The sequence below is a fragment of the Bacillus sp. FSL M8-0077 genome (genome assembly GCF_038050255.1).
GTDB lineage: Bacteria > Bacillota > Bacilli > Bacillales > Bacillaceae > Bacillus > Bacillus altitudinis.
Window position 1 is genome coordinate 2,920,668 of record NZ_JBBPAF010000001.1, and the last position, 20,799, is coordinate 2,941,466.

Sequence of the window (20,799 nt, forward strand, 5' to 3'; positions counted from 1 at the left end):
CTCCTTCAAAAATTATTTTGTTAACCCTCTTTGTTTCAGGGCATCTTTTTGCAATTGACCTTTATAGGTCACATAATTATTTTTAAACCAAGCCATCACGGCAGTGACCATAGTGAAAATTGTGGAACCTGCCACATATAGTGCCTCTCCTACGGTTTGCACTTGCTCCTCGCTAATCGGCAGCACTGTTTGTCCAAACATGACAAGCGTTTGGTTGATAAGCGCAATAAAAAGAAGCACTGTGCGAATCACAGTGCCTTTGTCGAATGTTTTCATGATGTTTTCCTCCTATTTTAAATTCCGTTCAATTTTATCGAGCTTGTCGATCACGACGTCATACTTCTCACTAAACTTTGCTAACACATCATTTTGCGCCTCGATTTGCTCATTGAGTTTGTTTTCTCGTTCTTTTGTAGTGTTGAGAACATAAAACAGAATCCAGCAAAAAAGAACGGCGAATGGGCCTTGTGTCATTAAGTTTTGAACGACATCTACTTCCATTTGAATCACCTTCTTTCCCGCAAAAAAATAAAGCCATTAGGCTTTGTATATTTCTCCAGTTATATTTTGATAGTCTTCTGCTTTAGTGGCTTTCTTATTGTAACTACCATAGTGGAATTGCTTCATTCATTTCAATACGTGTTACCTTTGACGGATCATTTGCAATTAATCCATCTAATTTTAAACTACCATCTTTAGATAAAGACATCCTAGCAGATCCGTATGAACCAACCGTCGCACAAGCGAAAACGGTTAAAGAGGAAGGTTTATACGTTAAACGTGCAATTTCTGTTTCATTAGCCGAAGCTGTTTCAAATGATCCTCTCAAATATAAAATATTTTGTCTGACAGAATATTTCAATGGGTTGACTGAATATTGGTTTATATTACTATTTAGAATTACATTATACCAAGCAGCAGTTAAATCTGAAGACGTGAGATGTTTTTCCCATTCAGTCCATGTATAGTCAGTCTTCCTAATTCTATAAAAAGAGTTTAGACCATTGACTGCATCATATATAGTTTGTAACAAGGTATTCCCATAACTTATCACTATCATAAATGCCCTTTTGATCTCTTTTGGACCATTAAGGCCAGCATTATAAATGAGATACATTCCTGTTTCTATAATTTCGTTATAGTCGGTGATCTCACTTACCCCTTTATAAATAGGTCTACCATTGTTTTGAGTCAATTTATACAACTGTCCATTGTTCCATTTATCTTGTTCAGCTACTGTCGGAAGCTGTGTCCAATTGATAGATATGTGGCTAGGATAATAGTAAAAGTAATATGCACTGCCGGATGTATCTATTGCGAAACCTGTTCCAATATTATTTTGCCCCACTGTCTGTATCCCTCTAATTGCGTATTGTGAAGGGTTATCCTCAATTCCACTGGGCGCATAGAATGTACATGTTCCTTTGTCTTTAATTGAATCAAAAATTCTTGAACCAACGGAAATATTTAAAAGTTGTGTTCCATTATCACCTGTAATTTTATACAGTTGCGACTCATTCCATTTCTTTTTTTCTACTTCTGAAGAGTGTTGGCTTGGATCATTGATATGAAGAGTTATTTGTTCTGATATACCAGTGTCGTTATGAAGCAATGTTTCCAACATATCATTAAATAGATCTGCATGAGCTTTATCACTCGTTTCAAAAGGGCGAGGAGTTTTTATCTCCAATGTGTTCTCTCCTTTCTATAATTGCATAAGTTGTCTGAATGAGATTGAAACAGAATTCAGCAAAAGAGACCGGCAAAAAAATAAATCTATTAGGCTTCGTACATTTCTCCAGTTATATCTTTATAGTCATTTGCCGAGATCCAGCCAATGCTTACATAAAATGCAACGTCCTCTGGGCCGTAACACTGCCAGTCCCAGAATTGTTTGATATCTGCTACAGTTGGAAACATCATTCTGATCTTCCCCCTTTCTGCATAGCCAATAGCTGTGTTAATTGTTTTGACAATAAAGCATTTTGTTTCTTTAAAAGTTCTATATCACTTGGCGGGAGAGGGGCTGGTTTTAGGCTATCTATATACTCCTGTGTCGCTAATTCATACCATTGTTGTTTTTCCACATCAAATGCAGCTTTATAAAAAGAGGGATTATTGGGTGGTGCAATTGTTGTACAGTGCTCTGGAATAATATAATTTCCTTCATCATCCCTCTCATACACTTCTATTGGTCTGACCAATTCATTTTGATGATTATATTCATAGACTTGGATCATTTTGATCACTTCCTTAATTTAATGGGATGACCGTATCTAGATAATAACCAGTTACAGCACTGTCATTTTCTGATAGTAAACCAGTTAGCTTTAGATCTCCTGTCTTATATATAAGTAGTTTACTATGACCAGTTGTACCTGATACTGGAACTGATACTACTAGGCCTTTATCTGGTAAGCCCAGTAAGCCCGTAATTGGAATCTTTCCACAGATAACTTCTCTATTTGCTTTTAGGTGGCCTCTCAACAATAATAAATTTCCCCATCTAGTATATTCGACTGGTCTATCTCCTATAGAGGAACCATTGTCAAGCGTGACATTTAGCCACTTGACATTTTCAAATTCAGCATCAGTTACTATTTTTTTCCACCCTTTAAAAATACCGTCAGTATGAACCGTTCCGAACCAATGAGTGTTGTCATAACTCCTGCTGACATGAATGGTCTTTCTACCATTTACAGTTTCTAAAACGTCAATATTAAACCAAGCTGAATCATTTTCAGTAGGCATATTTACTACGTTAGATCCAACAGCAAAATAAAACCCTGAAGGTAATGTTAATATATCTGTGCCCATTCGCATAGATAATCTTGTCCCATTGGTATTCAATAAATGATGATCGTTTAGTCGTTTCCACCCACTCCATTCTTGTTTAGTGCCTGTAACATCAGTTGTTGAGCGATTAACATAAATATCTCCTGTATTGTTTACACCAAGTATCCATCCATATATATTTTCACTGAAAACAGATAAAGCCCTCATTGAACTAAATGTCGGTAAATCTTCATGTCCCTCCTGAATATACCAAGAATGTACACCAGGTAACGTTGTTAATCTATCTAATATACTTGAATCATTTGCATTAATTCTCTCATACGCTTTCCCATCGTCAGCAGTGATTTTAGATAACTGTCCTGCGTCCCATTTATTTTTTTCATTTTGAGTAGGCATTTGCAGCCAATTGATCGCCATGTCTTTCACATAATAGGAAAAACAGAAAACGTTGCCTAACGTATCAATTGCGATTCCAACACCAATATTATTTTGACCTACAAGCTGGAATCCCCTTAATGCAGCGTTGCCAATAGCAGGAGAATCAACTACCCCAACACCTCCAGGCGCATAGAATGAACAGGCACCTAGAGTTTTAATTTCGTCATAGATACTGCCGCCAGCAGGGATACTGATCAATTGGGAGCCGTTATCATTTGTCAGTTTATACAGCTGCGAATTATTCCATTTCTTCTTATCTGTACTAGAAATGTGAGGATTTGAATCTTCTGTATGAAGGTTGAATTGCTTCAACAGTTCTTGGTCATTTTCAATCAAAATCTTCACCATATTGTTAAATAAATCTGCATGCGCCTTGTCATTTATCTCAAAAGAACGCGGTGTTTTTAAAGCCATGTTCCTCCCCCTTATATATGAATAATGAATCAAAAATCTACGTGAATTTTTATAATAATTTCAACTCTTCTATGTCACGTAATATGTGTGTCATTTGTTTTGTTAAAAATGCAATTTGCTTCTTCAATATTTCAAGATCATTAGGTAAAGGCTTTATTTTAAAGCTATTCATATACTCTTGCGTGGCTGTTTCCTCCCATTGATTTTTTTTAGGATCAAATTTTGCAATATATGATTCAACAGGAGGTGGTATATCTGTAAAACCTTCAGGTATATCTTCATGTTCATTTACGAGTAGTTTTTCTTCACCTGGTATATAGATAAATTGATCATCATATTTATAAATCCACATATTATTACCTCCTACAACGTACTAAATTTGATTAAAAACGTAATGAATTCTGTTGGATTGGCTGTGTTAGAAGATAATTGCACACACACTCTTCCATCAGTTGTGATCAATGTCCTATGATATTGTGGTGTTCCAGATGTTCCAAGGCTAGAAGCCACTCCAACATAATAGACAGGCTGCTTTGGACGGTAGCCTTCTGGTAAAACAAAAACAGGAATTTCCCCTAATGGACCATCTCTTACAGCTCCATTAATTTCGACTTCTCCTAAAGCATTTTTACTAAACCGAATCGGTAAAGAACTCGTACTGTATAGTTTCCATCCGTTTAGTATTCTAGGTGTGGTCCACGTTACTTCTTGATCTGCTTCAGTAAGACTACGCCTCCAACCTTGCCAACCTAGATTTAAGTCAAGATAGTTAGTAAACATGTTATTTTTATAGTCTATTGCAATGACCCAACCAAACGTACCTTTGTTGTTACTGTCGGATGAAGTAAAATGATAAAAACCTCTTGAAGCCAAAGCTGAGGGGTTGTCTTGTACACCAGCAGGTGAATAAAATGTACCAAATGTTTTTCCTGTTTCAGTTAATTTATCTAATAAATTTTCTGTCGCTCCCACAGATACACGTACGCCACCCGTGTCATTTGTAATTTTAATCAGCTGACTCCCATTCCATTTATTTAAATCCGATATATTTGGTAGAGGGGTCCACGTAATCGTAGTGTGACCATAATTATAGTAAAAACTGTAAGCATTCCCTGCAATGTCTACCGCAAAGCCTGTCCCTATGCCATTTTGACCTACTATTTGCATACCTCTCAGTGATATATTTGATGGTGATGGAGAATCTTCGACTCCAGAAGCTGCGTAAAATGTACATGTTCCTTTATCCTTAATCGCATCAAATATTTTTGAATCATCTGAGACATTGATAAGCTGCATTCCGTTATCTGCAGTTATTTTATAGTTTTGAGAGTCATTCCATTTCTTCTTTTCAGTTTCAGAAGCATGTAAATTCATATCCTGTGTGTGGTTCAGGAGCTGCTCTAATAACCCATTATCATTTTCAAGCAATGTTTGAACCATTTCATTAAATAAATCAGCATGGGCTTTGTCACTAGTTTCAAACGTTTTCGGTTTATTTATATCCATTTAAATCCCCTCCATTAATAAATATCATCAATCTCAAAAACAAATTCGATGTCGCCGTCTTTTTGTTTGTCTGTCATGGTGCGGATGGCGGTGAATTTGCCGGCTTCGTCGACAAGGGCTAGTTCATTGATGACTTCGCCTGCTAGTTCTCCTTCAGCGATGGTGCAGGTGTAGCGGATTTTTGCCGGTTCCATGAAGGTAAACGAGTCAATATTTTTTTGAATCAGTTCTTTTTTGAGTGCTTGTTCGGTTCCGTCAAGAGAGATCGGTTTTCCATCCTTTGTTCCTCCATTTCCGAACGCCATTTTGACGACTTTTGTGAGTTTTGTTCCTTCTGCTCGTGCCTTTGCCATTTGTTGACGTGCATATAGTGTGGTTACGGTTAATTGATCAGCCATTGTGATCCTCCTTATAGGTCTATTTTTTTAGAAGTTGCTGCCAGCATTTTTGATCCGTCAAGCGGAACGGATCCATCGAGAATCCAGTAATGCTCCTTGATCAGTAAACTGCCGCCTTGTTCATTTTGAACATGTACCGGTAAGCGGAATGTCATCCTCTTTTTCACGCGATGTGAAAGCTGGTTCTTTGCACGCAAAGTCAGCGTAGCTGCTTGCTTTGTTTCATGCGATGCTCCAGTCATGACATAATTCATACGATATGCTGTCTCTTTCTCTTGTTGAAGCGGCATTCTCATCTTTAATGAATGCCGAAAACGAGCAGGGACCTCTGTAGTACCTCGTATCCCGCTGAGATAGAACGTTCCATTTAATACGAATTCACCATTGAGTAAAATTGGAATATGATCGAAAAAGCCCACTCTGCTTCGCAGTGTGAGCCGCTGGTGATGATCATTTGTTTCATGAACATCTGTATGATGAATGGCGGTGAACGTATACGCCAAATGTGCTGGCTTTAACGTTTCGAGTATTTCGACGATATATCTTGTGTTTTGCAGGTCATCTAGGTTGACACGCAATGCAAAATGATAACGGTTGACTGTAAGACGGATGATCGCACTTGGATTTTTAAGAAATCGATTCACAGATTTCTCTAATGAAAGATACGTAATTGGTGGAATGTTCGACATCATATTGAGTAATCGCGCCCTGCGCAGCTCAATCGAATCATCTGACTCTCGCTGCACCTTGAGCATTCTTTCCCACCGATTCAATCCCCACGTCGCTGTTAAAGGGAAGAACTGATCCGTTACATCAAAAACGGATTCGTCCAATTGTTCAAACTCTGGCGCCTCCGTTTTTAGTAAATGATCCACATCATAAATCTCTGTGAAATAAGGCGGCAAGTAGTTTTTCATTTCATCAAGTTTGCTCAATAACCTTCACCTGCCTTAGACGTGGTATCTCAATGTCCTGTAATACTAAGTTTTTTGACTCTCCATTCAATAAGACGTTTGCATAATCGGACACACTCTCTGAATGGTACAAAATATCATTTAAGGCGGACATTCGAATCGTACTTTTTTCAAATGCGATTGATTTTAACAGTGCTTTGACCTTTTCTTCTATTTCTTTTTGCGCACCTTCAAGTGTCCAGTCCATCTGAAGTTCGACGGACACTTCTATGTCAATATCCAGCCACTTGGCGCTTTCCACAGTTGCTTTTGAGCCAATAGGAGCTTGTCCTTCTCCTTCTCCCGGTACAGGGTCGATATACTCCTGGACCCTTTTGACAAGAAGCTCAGATGCTACATCTAGATTGCCGTCTGTGATCACAATTTTGACCGTTCCCTCTCCATTCCATAGCGGGAACACTTTCGCTCTGCCGACACCAACCACTTCCTCGGCCCACTTTTTGTAATGTGCTCTGTTGGCACTGACAGCCTCTCGCCTTGCGCGTATTAAATACCGATCGTATAATGACGCATCATCTTCTTCCTCTTGCCCTGGTATCACCAATTCCTTCATGATCATCGACTCTAGACCGGGAATTGTATCAAGCGATAGCAGCGGCTGACCTGTTAATTGCCCATTGCCGACTGTACCTGTTGTCTCGCATTCTAGTGTACCGTCCTTTGAAAATTGAAAATAAACATCTTCAATAAAGAATCTTGATCCTGCTGGAATGTTTACGTTCTCTGGTTGAATGGTTGCGGACCAGACCGCTTTGGTGGCTGGCTTTCGTTCAATCCCCACTTCTGCTGCTCGTCGATCTAAAAATTCCCCCTGTGCTGTATCAGCAAAGACAAGCTCAAACACTTGATCAAGCCAAATATACGACTGAGCGAGTTCAGCAGCAGCAGGTGCCAAGGCATTCCAAATGACGCTGTTTTCTCTTTTGTCTATATCATCTGGCAGCCTGTCCAGCATTCTTTCCATCAACGCCTCATACGTTTGCTCCTCAAACATCTCCCTCCATCACCTCCTCTATTTCTAATGTGCCTTCATCTGTGACAATGGCTAGTTTGACTTGAAAAGCATCATTTTGCTTCGTGACCTCTATCTCTTCAATATGATCAATCCGCTCATCAACGACCAATGCTTCTTCTAGCAATCTTGGAATCTCCATTTCTTTGTATTCATCTGTTGCTTCTGTATCGGTCAATAGCTCCTGAATTTCAGTACCAATGTCGTGACTGTAAATGGGATGTGCATAGCGCTCTGTTCGCAATGTCATATAAATAAATTGACGGATCGCTTCAATGCCTGTAATGGCTTCATTTGTCAGCCTACCATTTTCAAAATCTATGCGATACGTCGTCGAGGTTTCTACCTCTTCGTCTTCTTCTGTTTCCTCGATTTCTTCCTCTGGTGAAAGTGCCACATTCATCACCTCCCTTACAATTTGTCGATGATGTAAAAGGACTGCCCTCCTGCCATTGCAAGTACCATAATGCTGTCTCCCTTTTTCAACTCATCATCCTCACCCTTATTTAAGCGTTTAGGCCAAATGAGCAGTTCTTCTGGAATGATCAGCTTACTGTTCTCATTTAATCGGATGTGAAGAGGCGAAGCCATTGTGACCTCTCCAATCACCAGATCAATTGGAGAAGCTGCATCTACTGCATTGACAGCAAGTCGTTTAATTGCTTCACTTAATCTCATGCTTGATCACCCTTTGGCATGGAATTTTTCTCAACGACGTCAATTGTCATGGTGTGCTTCACTCCATTGAATTCATGCTTGTCTTGATCGATCCAGTAGGTTTTTTTGACGTTGATTTCAGGGATTTTCAAATAGATTGGCAAACCGCTTTGCAGTTCAGGGATTCCGAGTGCTTGTATGCTTTTCACTTCTTGTTTGACGCCTTTTTTTTCAGCTAGGCGTACTTTCGCTCTTTTTTGAAGCTGCGGCTGGTTGATTTGACCTGTGACCGTCTCCACATGCTGTAAAATGCCGTACTGACTCTGACCCGCTTTATCCTGTTCGATCACCACAATATCTGATTTGCTGCCTTTTTTCTTATTCTTCCCCTGTTCGTCTACAGACGTGCGCATCTTCACACGTGTTGCTGTCTCTTCAATGGAGGTGCTGTACTGATAACCGATGAGGTTGACGCCTGATTCAATGACCCACACGTCCTCTGGATCGGGCCAAGCTCTCAGCCCCATCTTGCCTTTAGCAGAATAAATTTGATAATTTCTACCGGTTTGCCGCTTCGTTTCCTTCAATGCTTTTAAAATGATGTCATATAAACTCGTGTCATTTTTAAAAACGAGAGACTTCATGACATGTCCTGTATTTGCGATGGATGTCATAGGGATTTGAAAGTCTGCCCCGATCCGCCTCAAAATTTGATCTGCCCGTTGATTTGAAAAAACATATACATCTTGGTTTTTCACTAAATATTGGAGCATATCGTATGCGGTAAAGGTCAGCTTTCCTTCAACAGGCGTCCTAGAAAACACGATGCCTCTGAACAGCTCTTTTCCTTTCCATTTAAAAAGAACCGTGTCTCCTTCTGAGACACGGTAATATGTTTGACTGCCTTGCTTTGTGATAATATTCGCCTGAATAGAGCGAGGGGCCTGATACCTTTGCCCCTGAAGTGTCACACTCTCTGTGACAAGCTCATACATCGTGCCGCTTCTGATGGCAAAAAGCTCAATCAATGTCAGCCCCCCTATTGTGGTATTTTCAATTTTTGCCCTGGAAAAATCCAATGTCCCGGCTGTTTAATATTCCGTTTACTTCGCTTGATCATCGCTGCTTTATTGGCATTCCAAATACGCCGCCATTTTGCACTATCGCCATAAAAACGGCCTGAAATGGCCCACAGAGTATCTCCCTTTTTGACAGTGTACAATTTTGGTGGTGTTTTTGAGGGTCTTTTCTTTTTGGTTTGTTTTGCTTTTTTCTTTCGTTTGATTTTCCTAGGCGATGCGGTTTTATATTCCTTTAACTCGATCGTAAATTCACGATCCCCTATGTCATAAGACCCTTCCTTGTGTGTGAAACTCTCAATGCTGCACGTCATATTGATTTTAGTCCCTGTCACAATCAGTCGCACAGACTTCTTTGAACGCATCATTCGTTCAATTTTCGCTATTGCATTCTCTGGTGATGGAATGCTTTTATATTCAGCAATTGGCGAATATTTCTTAGGAAATAATGAGGTGAATGATACTTGTTTAGCCGATGGTACATCAATAAAAGTCAGTTCTCCAAAAGAGGAGACCTTCACCGTTTCATTTTGTACGTTATTTGTGATCTCAAGTTCGGATGGAAGCACAGGGAATCGCAACTTCTCCTTGCCTTGGGAAATCCACAATTGATACACTGATTTACCCATCGATCACGACCCCTTTCGTTCCTGTCTGAAGCTCTACTTCCAGTTCGTCTACAAGCATTTGTCTAATTTTTTGGACAAGCGATTGCTGATCCTGTCCATTATGGAAATGCTGATCACCATTGAACTGGATGGTGATTTGTTTGTTGCCTGACGTTGTTGTATTCCCAGCTGACTGTGCTGAGGTGACTTGCTGCATCTGTGATTCTGGTAAAGGAGCAGATGCATTTGATGGATCATAGACTTGCATCCCAAGTGCCTTGGCTGCCTGCGTCAATAAATATCTCCCGCGAATGCCTCTTTCTTCTGGAATAATCCACTCGCGTTTGTTTCCTTCACCGACTCTAGCTACCTGCTCCTGAGTAATCAATCCGCCATTGGCGTAGCCTTTATAAGGACCGCCTCTTCTCATACTCCGTAATCCCGGTGTATTGAAGACTGTTCCATATCTGCCCTTAATGTAGTTAATGGCTGCTACGGCATTATGAATTGGGTTCCAAATATCATTCATGCCCTTGCCTTTATTGGAATGGAAGGTCGGTCCAATGGTTTGCATTAACCCTTTAGAAGGCGTTCCCTTCTTGGCGTTGGAATCCCACAAGTTGATGGCTTTCGGGTTACCATTTGATTCGTGCTGAGCGATTGTCATAAGACCTGGAAGCCAGCTCATCGATGTGCCAGTCGCCATCAGAGCTGCCATGAGCCATTGCTGAACACTAAGACCTGAAGCACCCATACCGCTGAACGCTCCGATTAATGAACCCGCTTGATTTTCAGCAAACTTTTTCACATCAACTGAATCGAGCCCTTTGACGACACCAATCGATGCGAATTTCCCTAGACTCATCATGACACGTGAAGGAGAATGAATGTCTAGTTCTTCTCTAAACGCCTGTTCCACTTTCTTCGCCATTTCTTTGGCAGCTTGTGTGACTTCACTTGCTTTTGAACGCATGCCGCTATTGAAGGCATCGATCATTCCTGAACCCCATCCTGGTGATTCTTGTTTGGCTTGCAGGAATGGTTGTTTGACGTGTTGATCTACGTATTGGCTTGTGCCAATTGATGTAGCATTTTGACCTGTCGCAAAGCCACTAACAGTTCCAGAACCCCAAGTTGGTGATACTGTCATCACTTGTTGGTATGGTGCTTTTACACGACTTTGCAAAAAGCTGTCTGTTCCTGTTGGTGTCATTTGCTGGCCAGTAGCAAATGCCGATACCGTTTGTTGTCCGTACTTTCCTGAATCTGATGTCATTTGATTAAATGGCTGCTGAATGTTTTTTTGCTTCCATTGATCAAGTGAAACCACCTTTTGATTCAGCCCTTGTTCAAAATCATGATTAAATTGCTCACCTATGCTGGCAGATTGGATGTTTCCATTCATTGAAACCGTTCCACCAATTGAACCGGCAGAAGCAGTTGGAGCTGCTGGAGCATTTGGCGTTATTGGAGCTGGAGAACTAGAAACTGGACTTGCTGCTCCGCTGCTGCTTGGCACAACAGACATTCCAAGATGAGAAGCAGCTTGTGCAAGCAGCATCTTCCCACGTCCCCGGTTATTTTGAGTTGGAATGACAAATTCGTTACCTGCTTCACCAATCCATGATAAGGTAGGCTGGGTGATATAGCCGCCTGTGGCTTTTTTATCAGGATCTCCAAATAAATGTTTTACTACAAAATTAATGCCATCGCCCGCTTTGTCAAAAATCTTTTTAACCCAGTTAAATGCTTTAGAAAAACCATCACTTATGGCACCAGCCACTTTTACGATCGGTGTCTGAATATTATCTTTAAACCATTTGGATAATCCATTCCATATATCTGTCACCACTTTATACGCTTCTTCAAACTTCTTCCCAATGCTATCTTTAATGGTTCCAACTGTTTCTACAAGAGGGTTCCATACATTGTTCATAAACCAAGAGGATACTGCTCCAAAAATTGATTGAATGGTTTTCCACGCATTTGATAATGCTGTCCAAATCCCAGTAGCGACTGTAACAACTGTGCTGCTTAGCGGTGTCCACACATTCTCAATAAACCAGCCTGCTACTGCACTGAATGTTTCTTGTATCCACGTCCAGGCATTGACTAGACTTGACCAGATCGTGGTTGCTACTGTAACGACTGTGTCGCTTAGCGGTGTCCAGACGTTTTCGATAAACCAGCCTGCTACTGCACTGAATGTTTCTTGTATCCATGTCCAGGCATTGACTAGACTTGTCCAGATCGTGGTTGCTACTGTAACGACTGTACCACTTAGTGGTGTCCAGACGTTTTCGATAAACCAGCCTGCTACTGCACTGAATGTTTCTTGTATCCATGTCCAGGCATTGACTAGACTTGTCCAAATCGTGGTTGCTACCGTGCCAACCGTGCTGCTTAATGGTGTCCACACATTTTGGATAAACCAGTCTGCGACTGTAGACCACACTTCAACAATTTGATCTTTGATTTCAATGGCTTTTTGACCAATCTTTTCAAATCCGCCACCATCAAACCATTTTCCAATTGTTTCACCGATAGATTCTCCGCCCATACTGCCAGCGATGCCGCCTACTAGGCCGCCGATGGCTGTGCCTACTCCTGGTACTACACTTCCAATAGCTGCACCTGCTGCTGCACCTGCCATCCCTCCGGCGATGCCGCCTCCAGTCGCACCGATCTTTTCACCAGCATTCTCTTTTTTCATACCAATTAGATTTGTTGCACTAAGTACACTGCCTAGAATAGGTACTTTCTTTAATAATTTGCCGCTCCCTTTACCGATATTTTTCAACGCATCCCCTAATTTACTTGGAGGTCTTCTATTCATTTCGGTTCTTGTTGTGGCATTTGGATTTCTAGGTTGTCTTGATGATTGACCATTTCTATTTTTGGTTTTAGTAGATCCTCCCCTGCTTAAACCTCTTGCACAACAGGGACAACAACTATTGCGAAACAAACCTTTACCACCTCGCGGCTTAGATTTCTTATTGGGAGCTGAATTTGATGGTGTGGATGTTGGTGCTGTTGTTGGCGCTGTTGTCGGCGCTGTTGTCGGCGCTGTTGTTGGCGCTGTTGTTGGCGCCGGAGTGGTACTGTTATTTTCACTTGATTGATCACTTGCACCTAAGAGTCGATCTAATCCAGTTTTCACCAATTCATCTAGTTTTTTTTCAGGATTAAATTTAATCTTCTCTTTTATTCTTCCAATTACATCTTGCTTGTACTCTTCCATTTTATTTTCAACCCAAGGAAGTGCCTTTTCGTCCCAAAACTTTCTAGGACTTAATTTTTCTTTCACCTTGTCTGCAACATCACCTGCATATTTTTCAATTTCACTTAATCCTTTATTAGCAAGGCTCTGGAGCCAACCCTGTTTAGGTTCATCCGTTTTAACCGACGGACTAACAGCCTCAGGTTCTTTTTTTATGTTTTGTTCTTTCACAACTGACTCTGCCTGATCTCGTTTTTTCAACTTACTCTTTGCATTGTCTTGAACAGACACTCTGATCTCATGTTTAGCCATTGTCAAGCTTTTGAGTGTCTTTTTGATTCGTTGAATGGCAGCGGTGGCTTGGTCAACCATGTTTAATCTCATATAGTACGTTCTGTTCATGAGCTGAAGGATTGATTTTTTGATCGATGACATTTTTCCTGACAACTGATCATTCAGTTTGAACGTCAGCAGGATTGGACTTGCTTGTGATTGTTTCAAGCGATCTATACTGGATTTAATGACATCTAGTCCTTTTGCTTGAATCGATATGACCATCTGTTTCGGTATCATGTTCAGCTGGTTTGTTAATGATTTGAGATCACGATAGATTCCTTGATCTAGCTTCATGGATAATACAGAAAACCTTCTCATCGATAAATTGAGGTTCCTTAGCTTCTTTTCATCCATTTCCAGGCTTATTTTCACCGGTTTTCTAAATGGTTTGAGCTGCTTCTCAAACGTTTGAAATCGTTTTTGAATGCGCAACAGCTTCTTTGATACTTTGTCTTCTAATTCAAATCGTGCAGTGAGCTTCGCCAGTTTATTTCCCTCCTTTCTTTGCTTCTTTTTCTAGCATGTCGAGTTTGTAGCTGATGAGTCCGAATAGGAATGCCTTAAATTGTCTTGGTGCTTCATATAAATCGAGGAGTTCTGATGGGGAATAGTGAAGCTCATGCATGGCGTAATATAAAAACACCGCTTCCTTATCCCCATCTTTTATTAGTTTTTTGCTGCGTCTTCTAAATCTTCAATTTCGTCTTCAAATCCGTTGATTTCAATGGCTTTGTTTAACCAGTTTGCGTATTCACCGCCGACAGATAAAACACGTTTTGCAACTTCAACTGGATCTTGTGTGCTGTAGGCTTCTCTTAATTCCTTTGAGCGGAAATCTGGATAAATCGTCGATTCAATGGCAATCCGTGCATAGAAGCGCTGGCTGTCTAAGTCTTTCACACGGCCTCTGCCTTTGACATTTTTGAACGTGGTGTTTTCTTTTTCCAGTTCATCAATACGTTCCGTGGTAATCGCTTTGAAGACAAAAGGAATGACATTCCCTTTTTTATCAACAAAACGCTTAGAAATTGGCACTTTAACCTCTTCTGCTTCTACTGTTTGTCCTGGCATAAAAAATGAAAGATCAAATGTTTGTTTTTCGCTCATGTTTAAAAACTCCCTTTTGTTTGTTTTTTGAATACAAAAAAGCACATCCATTTTTGAATGTGCTTTCCAATCTTTTCATGTATAATTGAGTACGTACAATTGAACGGCTTGCTCAAGGGCGTCTGGCTCATCCCCGATAGGAAGGGGGTGATGCTCATGTCAACGTTCCAAGCGATTTCCCTAATGCTTTTATTCGGGATGTTTATCCTTGCTTTGTTGACGTATATAAACAAAAAATAGACTCCCCCTTGAGCTTTGGTAGGTGAAAGGGAAAGTCTATCCTTAAAACTATCTAATTGATAAGCCAGCCCCTTGAAGGGCCTCATTGTACATTGCCGGGATGTTAGCGCATCCTGGCTTCTTTTTATTGTATGCAAATCGCTTTGCATGTAAACATAATTTTGTGTGTCATTGAATGCAATGTGCATTACAAATGCATTCATTTTTCATTACATTTGCATTATAGCATAATAGCTAATTAATTAGCTAATTTCCTCCACATTTCTTAGAAAGAATTCTTCAGCTTTTCAGGCAGATCAAAGTCTTCAAATGTAAATGGAACTTCTTCTTCAAGTGCCTCTGAATCGACATCTAGTCCAGCAATTTTAGCTGAATCAAAGTTGACATCGAATAATGTCACACGCTCTGTGCCTCGGCCTGATGATTTATCATCAATTACCGCTTGAAGAGTGAAATAAGGATCTTCCCCTTTTTTCACATAGTTGAGCATGAGTTGAACGAAACGTGACGTAACTTTATAGAATGTTGCCGTTCCTGTTCCGTTTGCCCCAGTTGTTTTATGGCCAGTCATTCGGCGGCCCATTACGTTCACTTCTGATTTATTTTTCTCCACGTTTGCTTCAAACGTTTTGATAAAGGCAAGCTCCTCACCTTCTAAGAAAAGACGACCTTCTTTACCTGAGATTGTATTTTGTGCTTTAAAAGCCATCTTACTTCACCTCCACATTGAAATAGAATTTTTCTGCTGCGTCTACTGGCTGTACTGCTAAATCAATGATAAATCCATCACGATCTTCATTGAGGCCAATGACGATATCTGTTTCTGAGTTAAAGCCTGTAATGCCGCTTCCATCTTGAAGTTGTGTGAGATACTGTGTAATCAGTGTTTTCACAAGCTGCACTCCATCATCAGATGCTGGAATGTCATTGCCATTGGCTTTGCGTAATTTAATCAAATTTTTCAGTTCAAATGTTAAATCATTGTTGATTGCATCTAGCACACGGATGATTTTGTTTTTCGCCATTTGCTGGTTCTTTTCAACCGTGAAGCTTGTCAAAGAGTTAATATCTTTTTCAACACTCACCGTGCGGTCTCTTGCATCGAAAGTGAAAAGAAACTCTCCTTGTGATAAACGGTATTCTACTTGATCATTATCAAGACGCTCTAATGTATCGACTGCGCCTTCGTATTCAACAAAGGTCAGTGACTGATTAAAATTCGCTCCTGCACTTGCTCCTGCGACCCAAGCAGTTGTTTGAGCAGGCGTGAGTTCTGTTCCGTCTTCTAAAACAACACCGCTTGTGACATTGATGATTCCTTCTTGATCAGCTGCATAGTTAGCCACAACGCCTTGTACCTTACGTCCTTGCTTATCACGTAAACGCTCAATAAATGACGCGAATGTTGCTTTTAATTGCTCACTATTATCGACTGGGAGTGCAATGACATCAAAGTATTCCGTTTCAGCTGCTTCTAGGAAAGCTGTATAATCTGCGACACTTGCCACACCGTTTTTCCCGCCGCTTAACGCCGCTCCAGCAGTAATGACCGCTTCGCCTTCACCAGAAAATTGAACGTATTTGTTTTTCACAAGATCTTTGACATCTGTAACCACCTGTTTATCGACAATATCTGTTCCAAGATAGGTGATGACGTCACGTTTTGTGCTGTCGAGTACATTTTCTGCCACTTGAATGGTAATCTCATTTCCTTTTTGACCACCGTAATTGGCAGTGACCACAAAATTTTCTGCGATTTCCGCTTTGGCTGGCTCTCCTTCGTTTAGGCGGTAAAGCAAGACCGTTTGCGCTTTTTTCTTCGCTTCACGGAAAAGAAGAAGTGACTTATCATCAATGTTGAGCCCGACCTTTTTATTTAAGTCTTCCATATCGGAAACGGAAATAAAGGTTTTTGGTTCTCCCCAGCTCATGACAAGAGGAAGTGCAACTGTTCCTCGCTCGCCTAAAGTAATTCGCTGCTCTGCTGTTGTTTTAAAATTAAAGTAAATGCCAGGACGATTTTTCTCTGTACCTGGTGTAAAAGTGCCTCCGTTCATCCTTTAAACCTCCTTGGACAAAAAAGCATCGATGTGCTTCTTTGCTTCTGTTTTTGTAATTGGTTGATGTTTGATATAAAAAAGAGCACCTTCAAGGATTTCTGGTTTTACCCCAAAAAGATCCTTACTGTGCTCTTTTAAGGCTTCAAATGAAAAGCCAAATTCTTTTTCTTCGCCCGCTGTTTGATCGAGCTGTGTTTTTTTAGTCTTGCTCACGTTTGATCACCCCATCTGAAAAGTTGATATCTTCTAGGCTTGGCTGTTTATCTCGGTTGTACCAATAGCTGCTATCCCACGTCAGGACAATCGCTGCTACACCTTGATCTATGATTCTTGTTTCCACTCTTTTTATGCGGACATAATCATCAAGCACCTCTCCATCTTCACTGATCATCTGAATGATTTGACGATCAGCAAGCAATGCATCGACGACTGTTTCCGCCGCATCATGCGCTTCTTCTGTATCTATATGAAACACTTTCACTTGCAGCGAATAAGATTTCATAAAAGTAGACACTGTATCTGGACCACTAATGACAGTCACTGGCGGTACATAAACAGATGGCACTTGGAAACGCTCTGGCAGAAGACGATCATACATTTTCACTGGAAAGCGTGTGTATATATAATGCATGATTGCCCCGACTTCTTGATTCATTCCATCACCTCCCAAAATGTCGATCGATCCAGCTTTGAAGCTTTCGATCCAGCGAGTGTTCAAACATTTGTTCATAGAGCATGACGGCATGATCCCAGTACCCATTTCCTTCAATCCATTGAGATGAAAGCATCATGCCAGTACTGGCGTTTGGATCATATTCAAAGCGGCTGCCAGCCCATCTGCCAGGCACCCATCTTCGTTCTCCATTTGAAGAAATGGCATGTCCATCGTTCACGTAAGAGGCATATTCAAGCTGTGTCCCTACTTCTAGCGTGAGCCCGCCTCGGGAAGTGAGAAAGTGATTCTCCTTGTCACCTTTTTGAAAGGAATTGAGGAGACGGCCTGTATCAACAGCCTTTTCTTTGATGATTTCATCTTGAATGATGTCTAAAAACTGTAAGCCCATTTTCTGTAACCACTCTTGATATTGCACTGTTAAGCCGCCACTATTCGCCTGCTGGAGCTGGGATAGCAGCCGGTCAAGTCCATCAATTTTCATAGATTTTCCTTTCTGACGGCCATCACTTCCATGTGATGATTTTTCACTCTTTTTGGCTGCTGCAACTTGAGTGAGATGCCGTTCCACACCATTTTGTCATGCAAGCGAATGTCGCTTGCTAAAGGAAAATGGATGAGATAGGACTGATAGATGACTGTATTCGGTTCTTCTTGCACGAGTGACTGGCTTTTTTCTACGACATAGCAAGCCACATCTCTCATACTTGGTGTATCAGGATAAGTGAGGTCCGTTTGCAGATCCCCTGCTGGTATACCAAATTTGCCCCGGACTGCCCCCTCATTCTCTAAGTGAAAAAGATCACAGCGATCCGTTAATAGAGAATCATAGCTCATAATGATCTCACCTTTAAATTGGCGCTGCCGCCAGTTAATGAAGGTTCAATATAATCAACAAGAAGGGCATACACATAAGGTCTGGCTTTTACTTTGTCCACTGCCTTTGCATATGAATAATCACCCATTTTTTCTGATGTCAAGCCTTTCATCATGGATTCATCATCATTCAGCATGGCAAAATACTGGGCCATTTTTAATAAGGCGATCCTTGCTTTTTCAGGAATGGGTTGATATTTTTCATGCGTAAAATCGTGCCCGACAATTTGAAATACCGCTGCTTCTGCTTCGATAATATCTGCCGTTAGTCTCTCTACAGAACGATTTTTCACGCGGTCAAATACCGAATAGGCTTGTAGTTCCTCAGCAGAAATGATCATAGCCTGCTATCACCTACTCTTTCACTTTCATTACTTTGGCTACAGCATCCTCTTCCTCAAATTTGCTGTCGAGCTTTGCTGTCAGAACAATGATAAACTTACGGCTGCGAATATCTTTTTCTACTTCAATACGAATATTGCGAGAAAAACCTACGATAATGTTTTTCGGGTGTGTCAGTAAAATATCTGATACGTCTGTACCCGCTTCATCATATGGCTGCATATTGGCAAGACCTTTGACCGGAACACCAAATGCCGAAGAAAGTCCGCCTTGAATCGCCGCATCTCCTAGACCTGTCTGACGGTTTGCTACTTGATCCTTCCACTCGACCTCTAAACTTGGAGATGTGTAGAAACGGAAATCCTGAGGTACACGTAAATATTTTGACGGCATCGCTTTATAGGCTTGTTTGAACATTTGACGGCTAATTTCCGCTCCATTCGCATCAACAATATGAGAAACTGCCTGTTTTCGTACGCCATCCATTTGGGCTAAAAATGGATCTTGTGATGTTGTATCACCATTGACGATCAATTCTTCAATATCGACTGCTGCTCGTTCCGCCAGCATTTGCATAATGGTCTGCTGAATTCCGTCTTTTTCAATGTTGTTTTCAATGCTGTCGTACGTCATATGAATTTCAGCAATGACTTCTTTTGCATTGAGCTGGACAGTGCTTGTCGCTGGGACAACACGGTCTTTTGCATCAAGCGCTTTCCCTTCTTCTGCTGGGCGTAAAATACGCTGGCCAAAGCCGATTTTTTCGATTTTTTGTGAATCACTTTCCATTGGAATGATTCGTGCATCATTTAAAACGGTTGGTGTATTTTGCATCATTCTAATGAATGTGTTGGATTGGGCTGCGTTCATGAGACCGCCTGTTTTTAAGCTGGCAAGTGTCATTTCAGCCTTGCGAATCAACTCTTGATTTCTCACACTTTTTCCTCCTTATTTAGGCTTATAGTAAGCCATCCCATATGGGCTTTGTCATATCATTTTGTGTATCGTGGTTTGTTTGTTTAGAAATGCCCCGCGCTTTTTCAAGCATGTGAATCCGCTCTGAAATAGGCAGTAGCTGCTGCTGAAGCACTTCCTGAATCGCTGCTTTTTCTCTGCCTGCTGATTTCTCTAGGGAAGAGAGCTGATGACGAATTGGCGCAACCACTTGCTCCAGCACTTTTTGTACAGGTTCTTCTTCACCTGTTTGATCTGTCCCTTGTTTATCCGCTTGTTGTAAAACGTTGTCGATGGCCATTTTTGCTTTTTCTAGTTCGCGTACTTGATCAGTTGTTAATCCGGCATCTTGCTTTTGAACGGATGCTGGTCTTTCGCCAATCGTTTGGAGGACATCATTTGTTTTCAACACATCCTGCACGATTGGAATCAATTGTTCAAGTGCCGCTCTTACGCTAGACTCATCACCATCACTTAACTGCAACGTTTCCAGCAGATGATCTAAAACGCTCCAAAATTGTTGTGGCATATTTGCACCTTCCTCTTTCAAAAAGAAATTTTTCAGCAAAGAAAAAAGCCCTCTCTCGTTCGTTTCTTGAGATAGGAGCTGATCGTGTTCCTCTATTGCGATGATGTCTGCTGTTCCAGCCATTGAGTAGCCTGTAATGTGGCCTTGCTGAATTTGGTCCCAAATATCTTGTGATGCCTTTGTCACAAGTACCCAAGATCCTTTTTGAATCAGCTCCCCGCCTACTTCAAAATCCGCTGGGGCAATGTATGATTCGACGACTTCACCAACACCCTCTTGAAAATCATGCTGTTTATCAATGTGACGGGCATCTTTCATAAAACCGTGTGCTGCTCTTTCAATTTCTTTGGCCGACATAAAGTCTTGATGTGCATCAGGTGTATTCGGTTCATACACGACGCCATATACGAGGCGATGCGCATCCTCTGCCTTCGTCAGGACGCTGACTTCCTTTTGAAAGTCAGGCTGCTTTTTCTTTGCTTTCATCAAGAAAAATTTCTTTTGGTTGGCGGCCCTGTCCACATAGGAAACATGTGTAATTTTTGCGTTTTTTAATTCCCTTGGCATATGTTCACCCCCT

28 protein-coding genes are annotated in these 20,799 nt (G+C 41.0%); 1 reads left to right on the forward strand and 27 read right to left on the reverse strand.

Features of this window, described 5'->3' with window-relative positions; genetic code table 11:
* Positions 1-12: 12 nt before the first annotated feature.
* The 18 genes from NST57_RS15195 to NST57_RS15280 all read right to left on the reverse strand — a co-directional run bounded on the left by NST57_RS15195 (position 13) and on the right by NST57_RS15280 (position 14,545).
* Positions 13-276: a phage holin gene (locus NST57_RS15195; protein ID WP_142155834.1), complete on the reverse strand. Its 264-nt coding sequence runs from the start codon at positions 274-276 to the stop codon at positions 13-15.
* 12 nt (positions 277-288) lie between these two features.
* Positions 289-501, reverse strand: a complete 213-nt coding sequence (locus tag NST57_RS15200) for a BhlA/UviB family holin-like peptide (RefSeq protein WP_017367922.1) — start codon at positions 499-501, stop codon at positions 289-291.
* Between the two features lie 103 nt (positions 502-604).
* The gene (locus NST57_RS15205) at positions 605-1,690 is read right to left on the reverse strand and encodes a pyocin knob domain-containing protein (protein ID WP_341298790.1); all 1,086 of its coding nucleotides are present in this window, start codon (positions 1,688-1,690) and stop codon (positions 605-607) included.
* Positions 1,691-1,779: 89 nt separating this feature from the next.
* Positions 1,780-1,923, reverse strand: coding sequence for an XkdX family protein (locus NST57_RS15210; protein ID WP_187424748.1), 144 nt, complete (start codon positions 1,921-1,923; stop codon positions 1,780-1,782).
* A complete protein-coding gene (locus NST57_RS15215) occupies positions 1,920-2,240 on the reverse strand; it encodes a hypothetical protein (protein ID WP_341298791.1) in 321 nt (106 codons plus the stop codon). Before NST57_RS15215 ends, NST57_RS15210 begins: the two co-directional genes overlap by 4 nt.
* 13 nt (positions 2,241-2,253) lie before the next feature.
* The gene (locus NST57_RS15220) at positions 2,254-3,648 is read right to left on the reverse strand and encodes a hypothetical protein (protein ID WP_341298792.1); all 1,395 of its coding nucleotides are present in this window, start codon (positions 3,646-3,648) and stop codon (positions 2,254-2,256) included.
* Between the two features lie 49 nt (positions 3,649-3,697).
* Complete coding sequence (locus NST57_RS15225; protein ID WP_341298793.1) at positions 3,698-4,000, reverse strand: hypothetical protein; 303 nt, start codon at positions 3,998-4,000, stop codon at positions 3,698-3,700.
* An 11-nt stretch (positions 4,001-4,011) separates the two neighbouring features.
* The gene (locus NST57_RS15230) at positions 4,012-5,154 is read right to left on the reverse strand and encodes a hypothetical protein (RefSeq protein WP_341298794.1); all 1,143 of its coding nucleotides are present in this window, start codon (positions 5,152-5,154) and stop codon (positions 4,012-4,014) included.
* Between the two features lie 14 nt (positions 5,155-5,168).
* Complete coding sequence (locus tag NST57_RS15235; RefSeq protein ID WP_017359000.1) at positions 5,169-5,552, reverse strand: phage tail-collar fiber domain-containing protein; 384 nt, start codon at positions 5,550-5,552, stop codon at positions 5,169-5,171.
* Between the two features lie 11 nt (positions 5,553-5,563).
* Complete coding sequence (locus NST57_RS15240; protein ID WP_142155840.1) at positions 5,564-6,487, reverse strand: putative phage tail protein; 924 nt, start codon at positions 6,485-6,487, stop codon at positions 5,564-5,566.
* Positions 6,474-7,520 (reverse strand): baseplate J/gp47 family protein, encoded by a 1,047-nt coding sequence (locus tag NST57_RS15245; RefSeq protein ID WP_341298795.1) that lies wholly within the window; start codon positions 7,518-7,520, stop codon positions 6,474-6,476. Before NST57_RS15245 ends, NST57_RS15240 begins: the two co-directional genes overlap by 14 nt.
* A complete protein-coding gene (locus tag NST57_RS15250; protein WP_024719684.1) occupies positions 7,513-7,935 on the reverse strand; it encodes a DUF2634 domain-containing protein in 423 nt (140 codons plus the stop codon). The genes NST57_RS15245 and NST57_RS15250 overlap by 8 nt, the downstream gene beginning before the upstream one ends.
* A 14-nt stretch (positions 7,936-7,949) precedes the next feature.
* Positions 7,950-8,216, reverse strand: coding sequence for a DUF2577 family protein (locus tag NST57_RS15255; RefSeq protein ID WP_039169977.1), 267 nt, complete (start codon positions 8,214-8,216; stop codon positions 7,950-7,952).
* Complete coding sequence (locus NST57_RS15260; RefSeq protein ID WP_341298796.1) at positions 8,213-9,223, reverse strand: XkdQ/YqbQ family protein; 1,011 nt, start codon at positions 9,221-9,223, stop codon at positions 8,213-8,215. Before NST57_RS15260 ends, NST57_RS15255 begins: the two co-directional genes overlap by 4 nt.
* An 11-nt stretch (positions 9,224-9,234) precedes the next feature.
* Positions 9,235-9,903: a LysM peptidoglycan-binding domain-containing protein gene (locus NST57_RS15265; RefSeq protein WP_341298797.1), complete on the reverse strand. Its 669-nt coding sequence runs from the start codon at positions 9,901-9,903 to the stop codon at positions 9,235-9,237.
* On the reverse strand, positions 9,896-13,924 hold the full coding sequence (locus NST57_RS15270; RefSeq protein ID WP_445818823.1) for a transglycosylase SLT domain-containing protein: 4,029 nt from the start codon (positions 13,922-13,924) through the stop codon (positions 9,896-9,898). The genes NST57_RS15265 and NST57_RS15270 overlap by 8 nt, the downstream gene beginning before the upstream one ends.
* Before the next feature lies 1 nt (position 13,925).
* Positions 13,926-14,063 (reverse strand): hypothetical protein, encoded by a 138-nt coding sequence (locus tag NST57_RS15275; RefSeq protein WP_008344097.1) that lies wholly within the window; start codon positions 14,061-14,063, stop codon positions 13,926-13,928.
* Positions 14,064-14,104: 41 nt separating this feature from the next.
* Positions 14,105-14,545, reverse strand: coding sequence for a phage tail assembly chaperone (locus NST57_RS15280; RefSeq protein ID WP_008344099.1), 441 nt, complete (start codon positions 14,543-14,545; stop codon positions 14,105-14,107).
* Positions 14,546-14,728: 183 nt separating this feature from the next.
* Between NST57_RS15280 and NST57_RS15285 the strand changes: the two genes are divergently transcribed.
* Complete coding sequence (locus tag NST57_RS15285) at positions 14,729-14,785, forward strand: putative holin-like toxin (protein WP_229200408.1); 57 nt, start codon at positions 14,729-14,731, stop codon at positions 14,783-14,785.
* A 265-nt stretch (positions 14,786-15,050) separates the two neighbouring features.
* Here NST57_RS15285 and NST57_RS15290 read toward each other — a convergent pair whose 3' ends face one another.
* From NST57_RS15290 to NST57_RS15330, 9 genes are read right to left on the reverse strand one after another with little or no spacing between them, the layout of a single operon-like run.
* A complete protein-coding gene (locus NST57_RS15290; RefSeq protein WP_003213309.1) occupies positions 15,051-15,494 on the reverse strand; it encodes a phage tail tube protein in 444 nt (147 codons plus the stop codon).
* Position 15,495: 1 nt separating this feature from the next.
* A complete protein-coding gene (locus tag NST57_RS15295) occupies positions 15,496-16,842 on the reverse strand; it encodes a phage tail sheath family protein (RefSeq protein WP_341298799.1) in 1,347 nt (448 codons plus the stop codon).
* Between the two features lie 3 nt (positions 16,843-16,845).
* Entirely contained in the window at positions 16,846-17,058 is a 213-nt protein-coding gene (locus NST57_RS15300) for a hypothetical protein (RefSeq protein WP_008344108.1), read from the reverse strand.
* Positions 17,045-17,500, reverse strand: a complete 456-nt coding sequence (locus tag NST57_RS15305) for a phage tail terminator family protein (RefSeq protein WP_341298800.1) — start codon at positions 17,498-17,500, stop codon at positions 17,045-17,047. The genes NST57_RS15300 and NST57_RS15305 overlap by 14 nt, the downstream gene beginning before the upstream one ends.
* A gap of 4 nt (positions 17,501-17,504) precedes the next feature.
* A complete protein-coding gene (locus NST57_RS15310) occupies positions 17,505-18,002 on the reverse strand; it encodes an HK97 gp10 family phage protein (RefSeq protein ID WP_341298801.1) in 498 nt (165 codons plus the stop codon).
* Positions 17,999-18,355, reverse strand: coding sequence for a YqbH/XkdH family protein (locus tag NST57_RS15315; protein ID WP_341298802.1), 357 nt, complete (start codon positions 18,353-18,355; stop codon positions 17,999-18,001). The genes NST57_RS15310 and NST57_RS15315 overlap by 4 nt, the downstream gene beginning before the upstream one ends.
* Entirely contained in the window at positions 18,352-18,735 is a 384-nt protein-coding gene (gene yqbG / locus NST57_RS15320) for a protein YqbG (RefSeq protein WP_341298803.1), read from the reverse strand. The genes NST57_RS15315 and yqbG overlap by 4 nt, the downstream gene beginning before the upstream one ends.
* A gap of 13 nt (positions 18,736-18,748) precedes the next feature.
* Entirely contained in the window at positions 18,749-19,672 is a 924-nt protein-coding gene (locus NST57_RS15325; protein ID WP_039963879.1) for a phage major capsid protein, read from the reverse strand.
* A gap of 22 nt (positions 19,673-19,694) precedes the next feature.
* Complete coding sequence (locus NST57_RS15330; RefSeq protein WP_341298804.1) at positions 19,695-20,786, reverse strand: XkdF-like putative serine protease domain-containing protein; 1,092 nt, start codon at positions 20,784-20,786, stop codon at positions 19,695-19,697.
* Between the last annotated feature and the right edge of the window lie 13 nt (positions 20,787-20,799).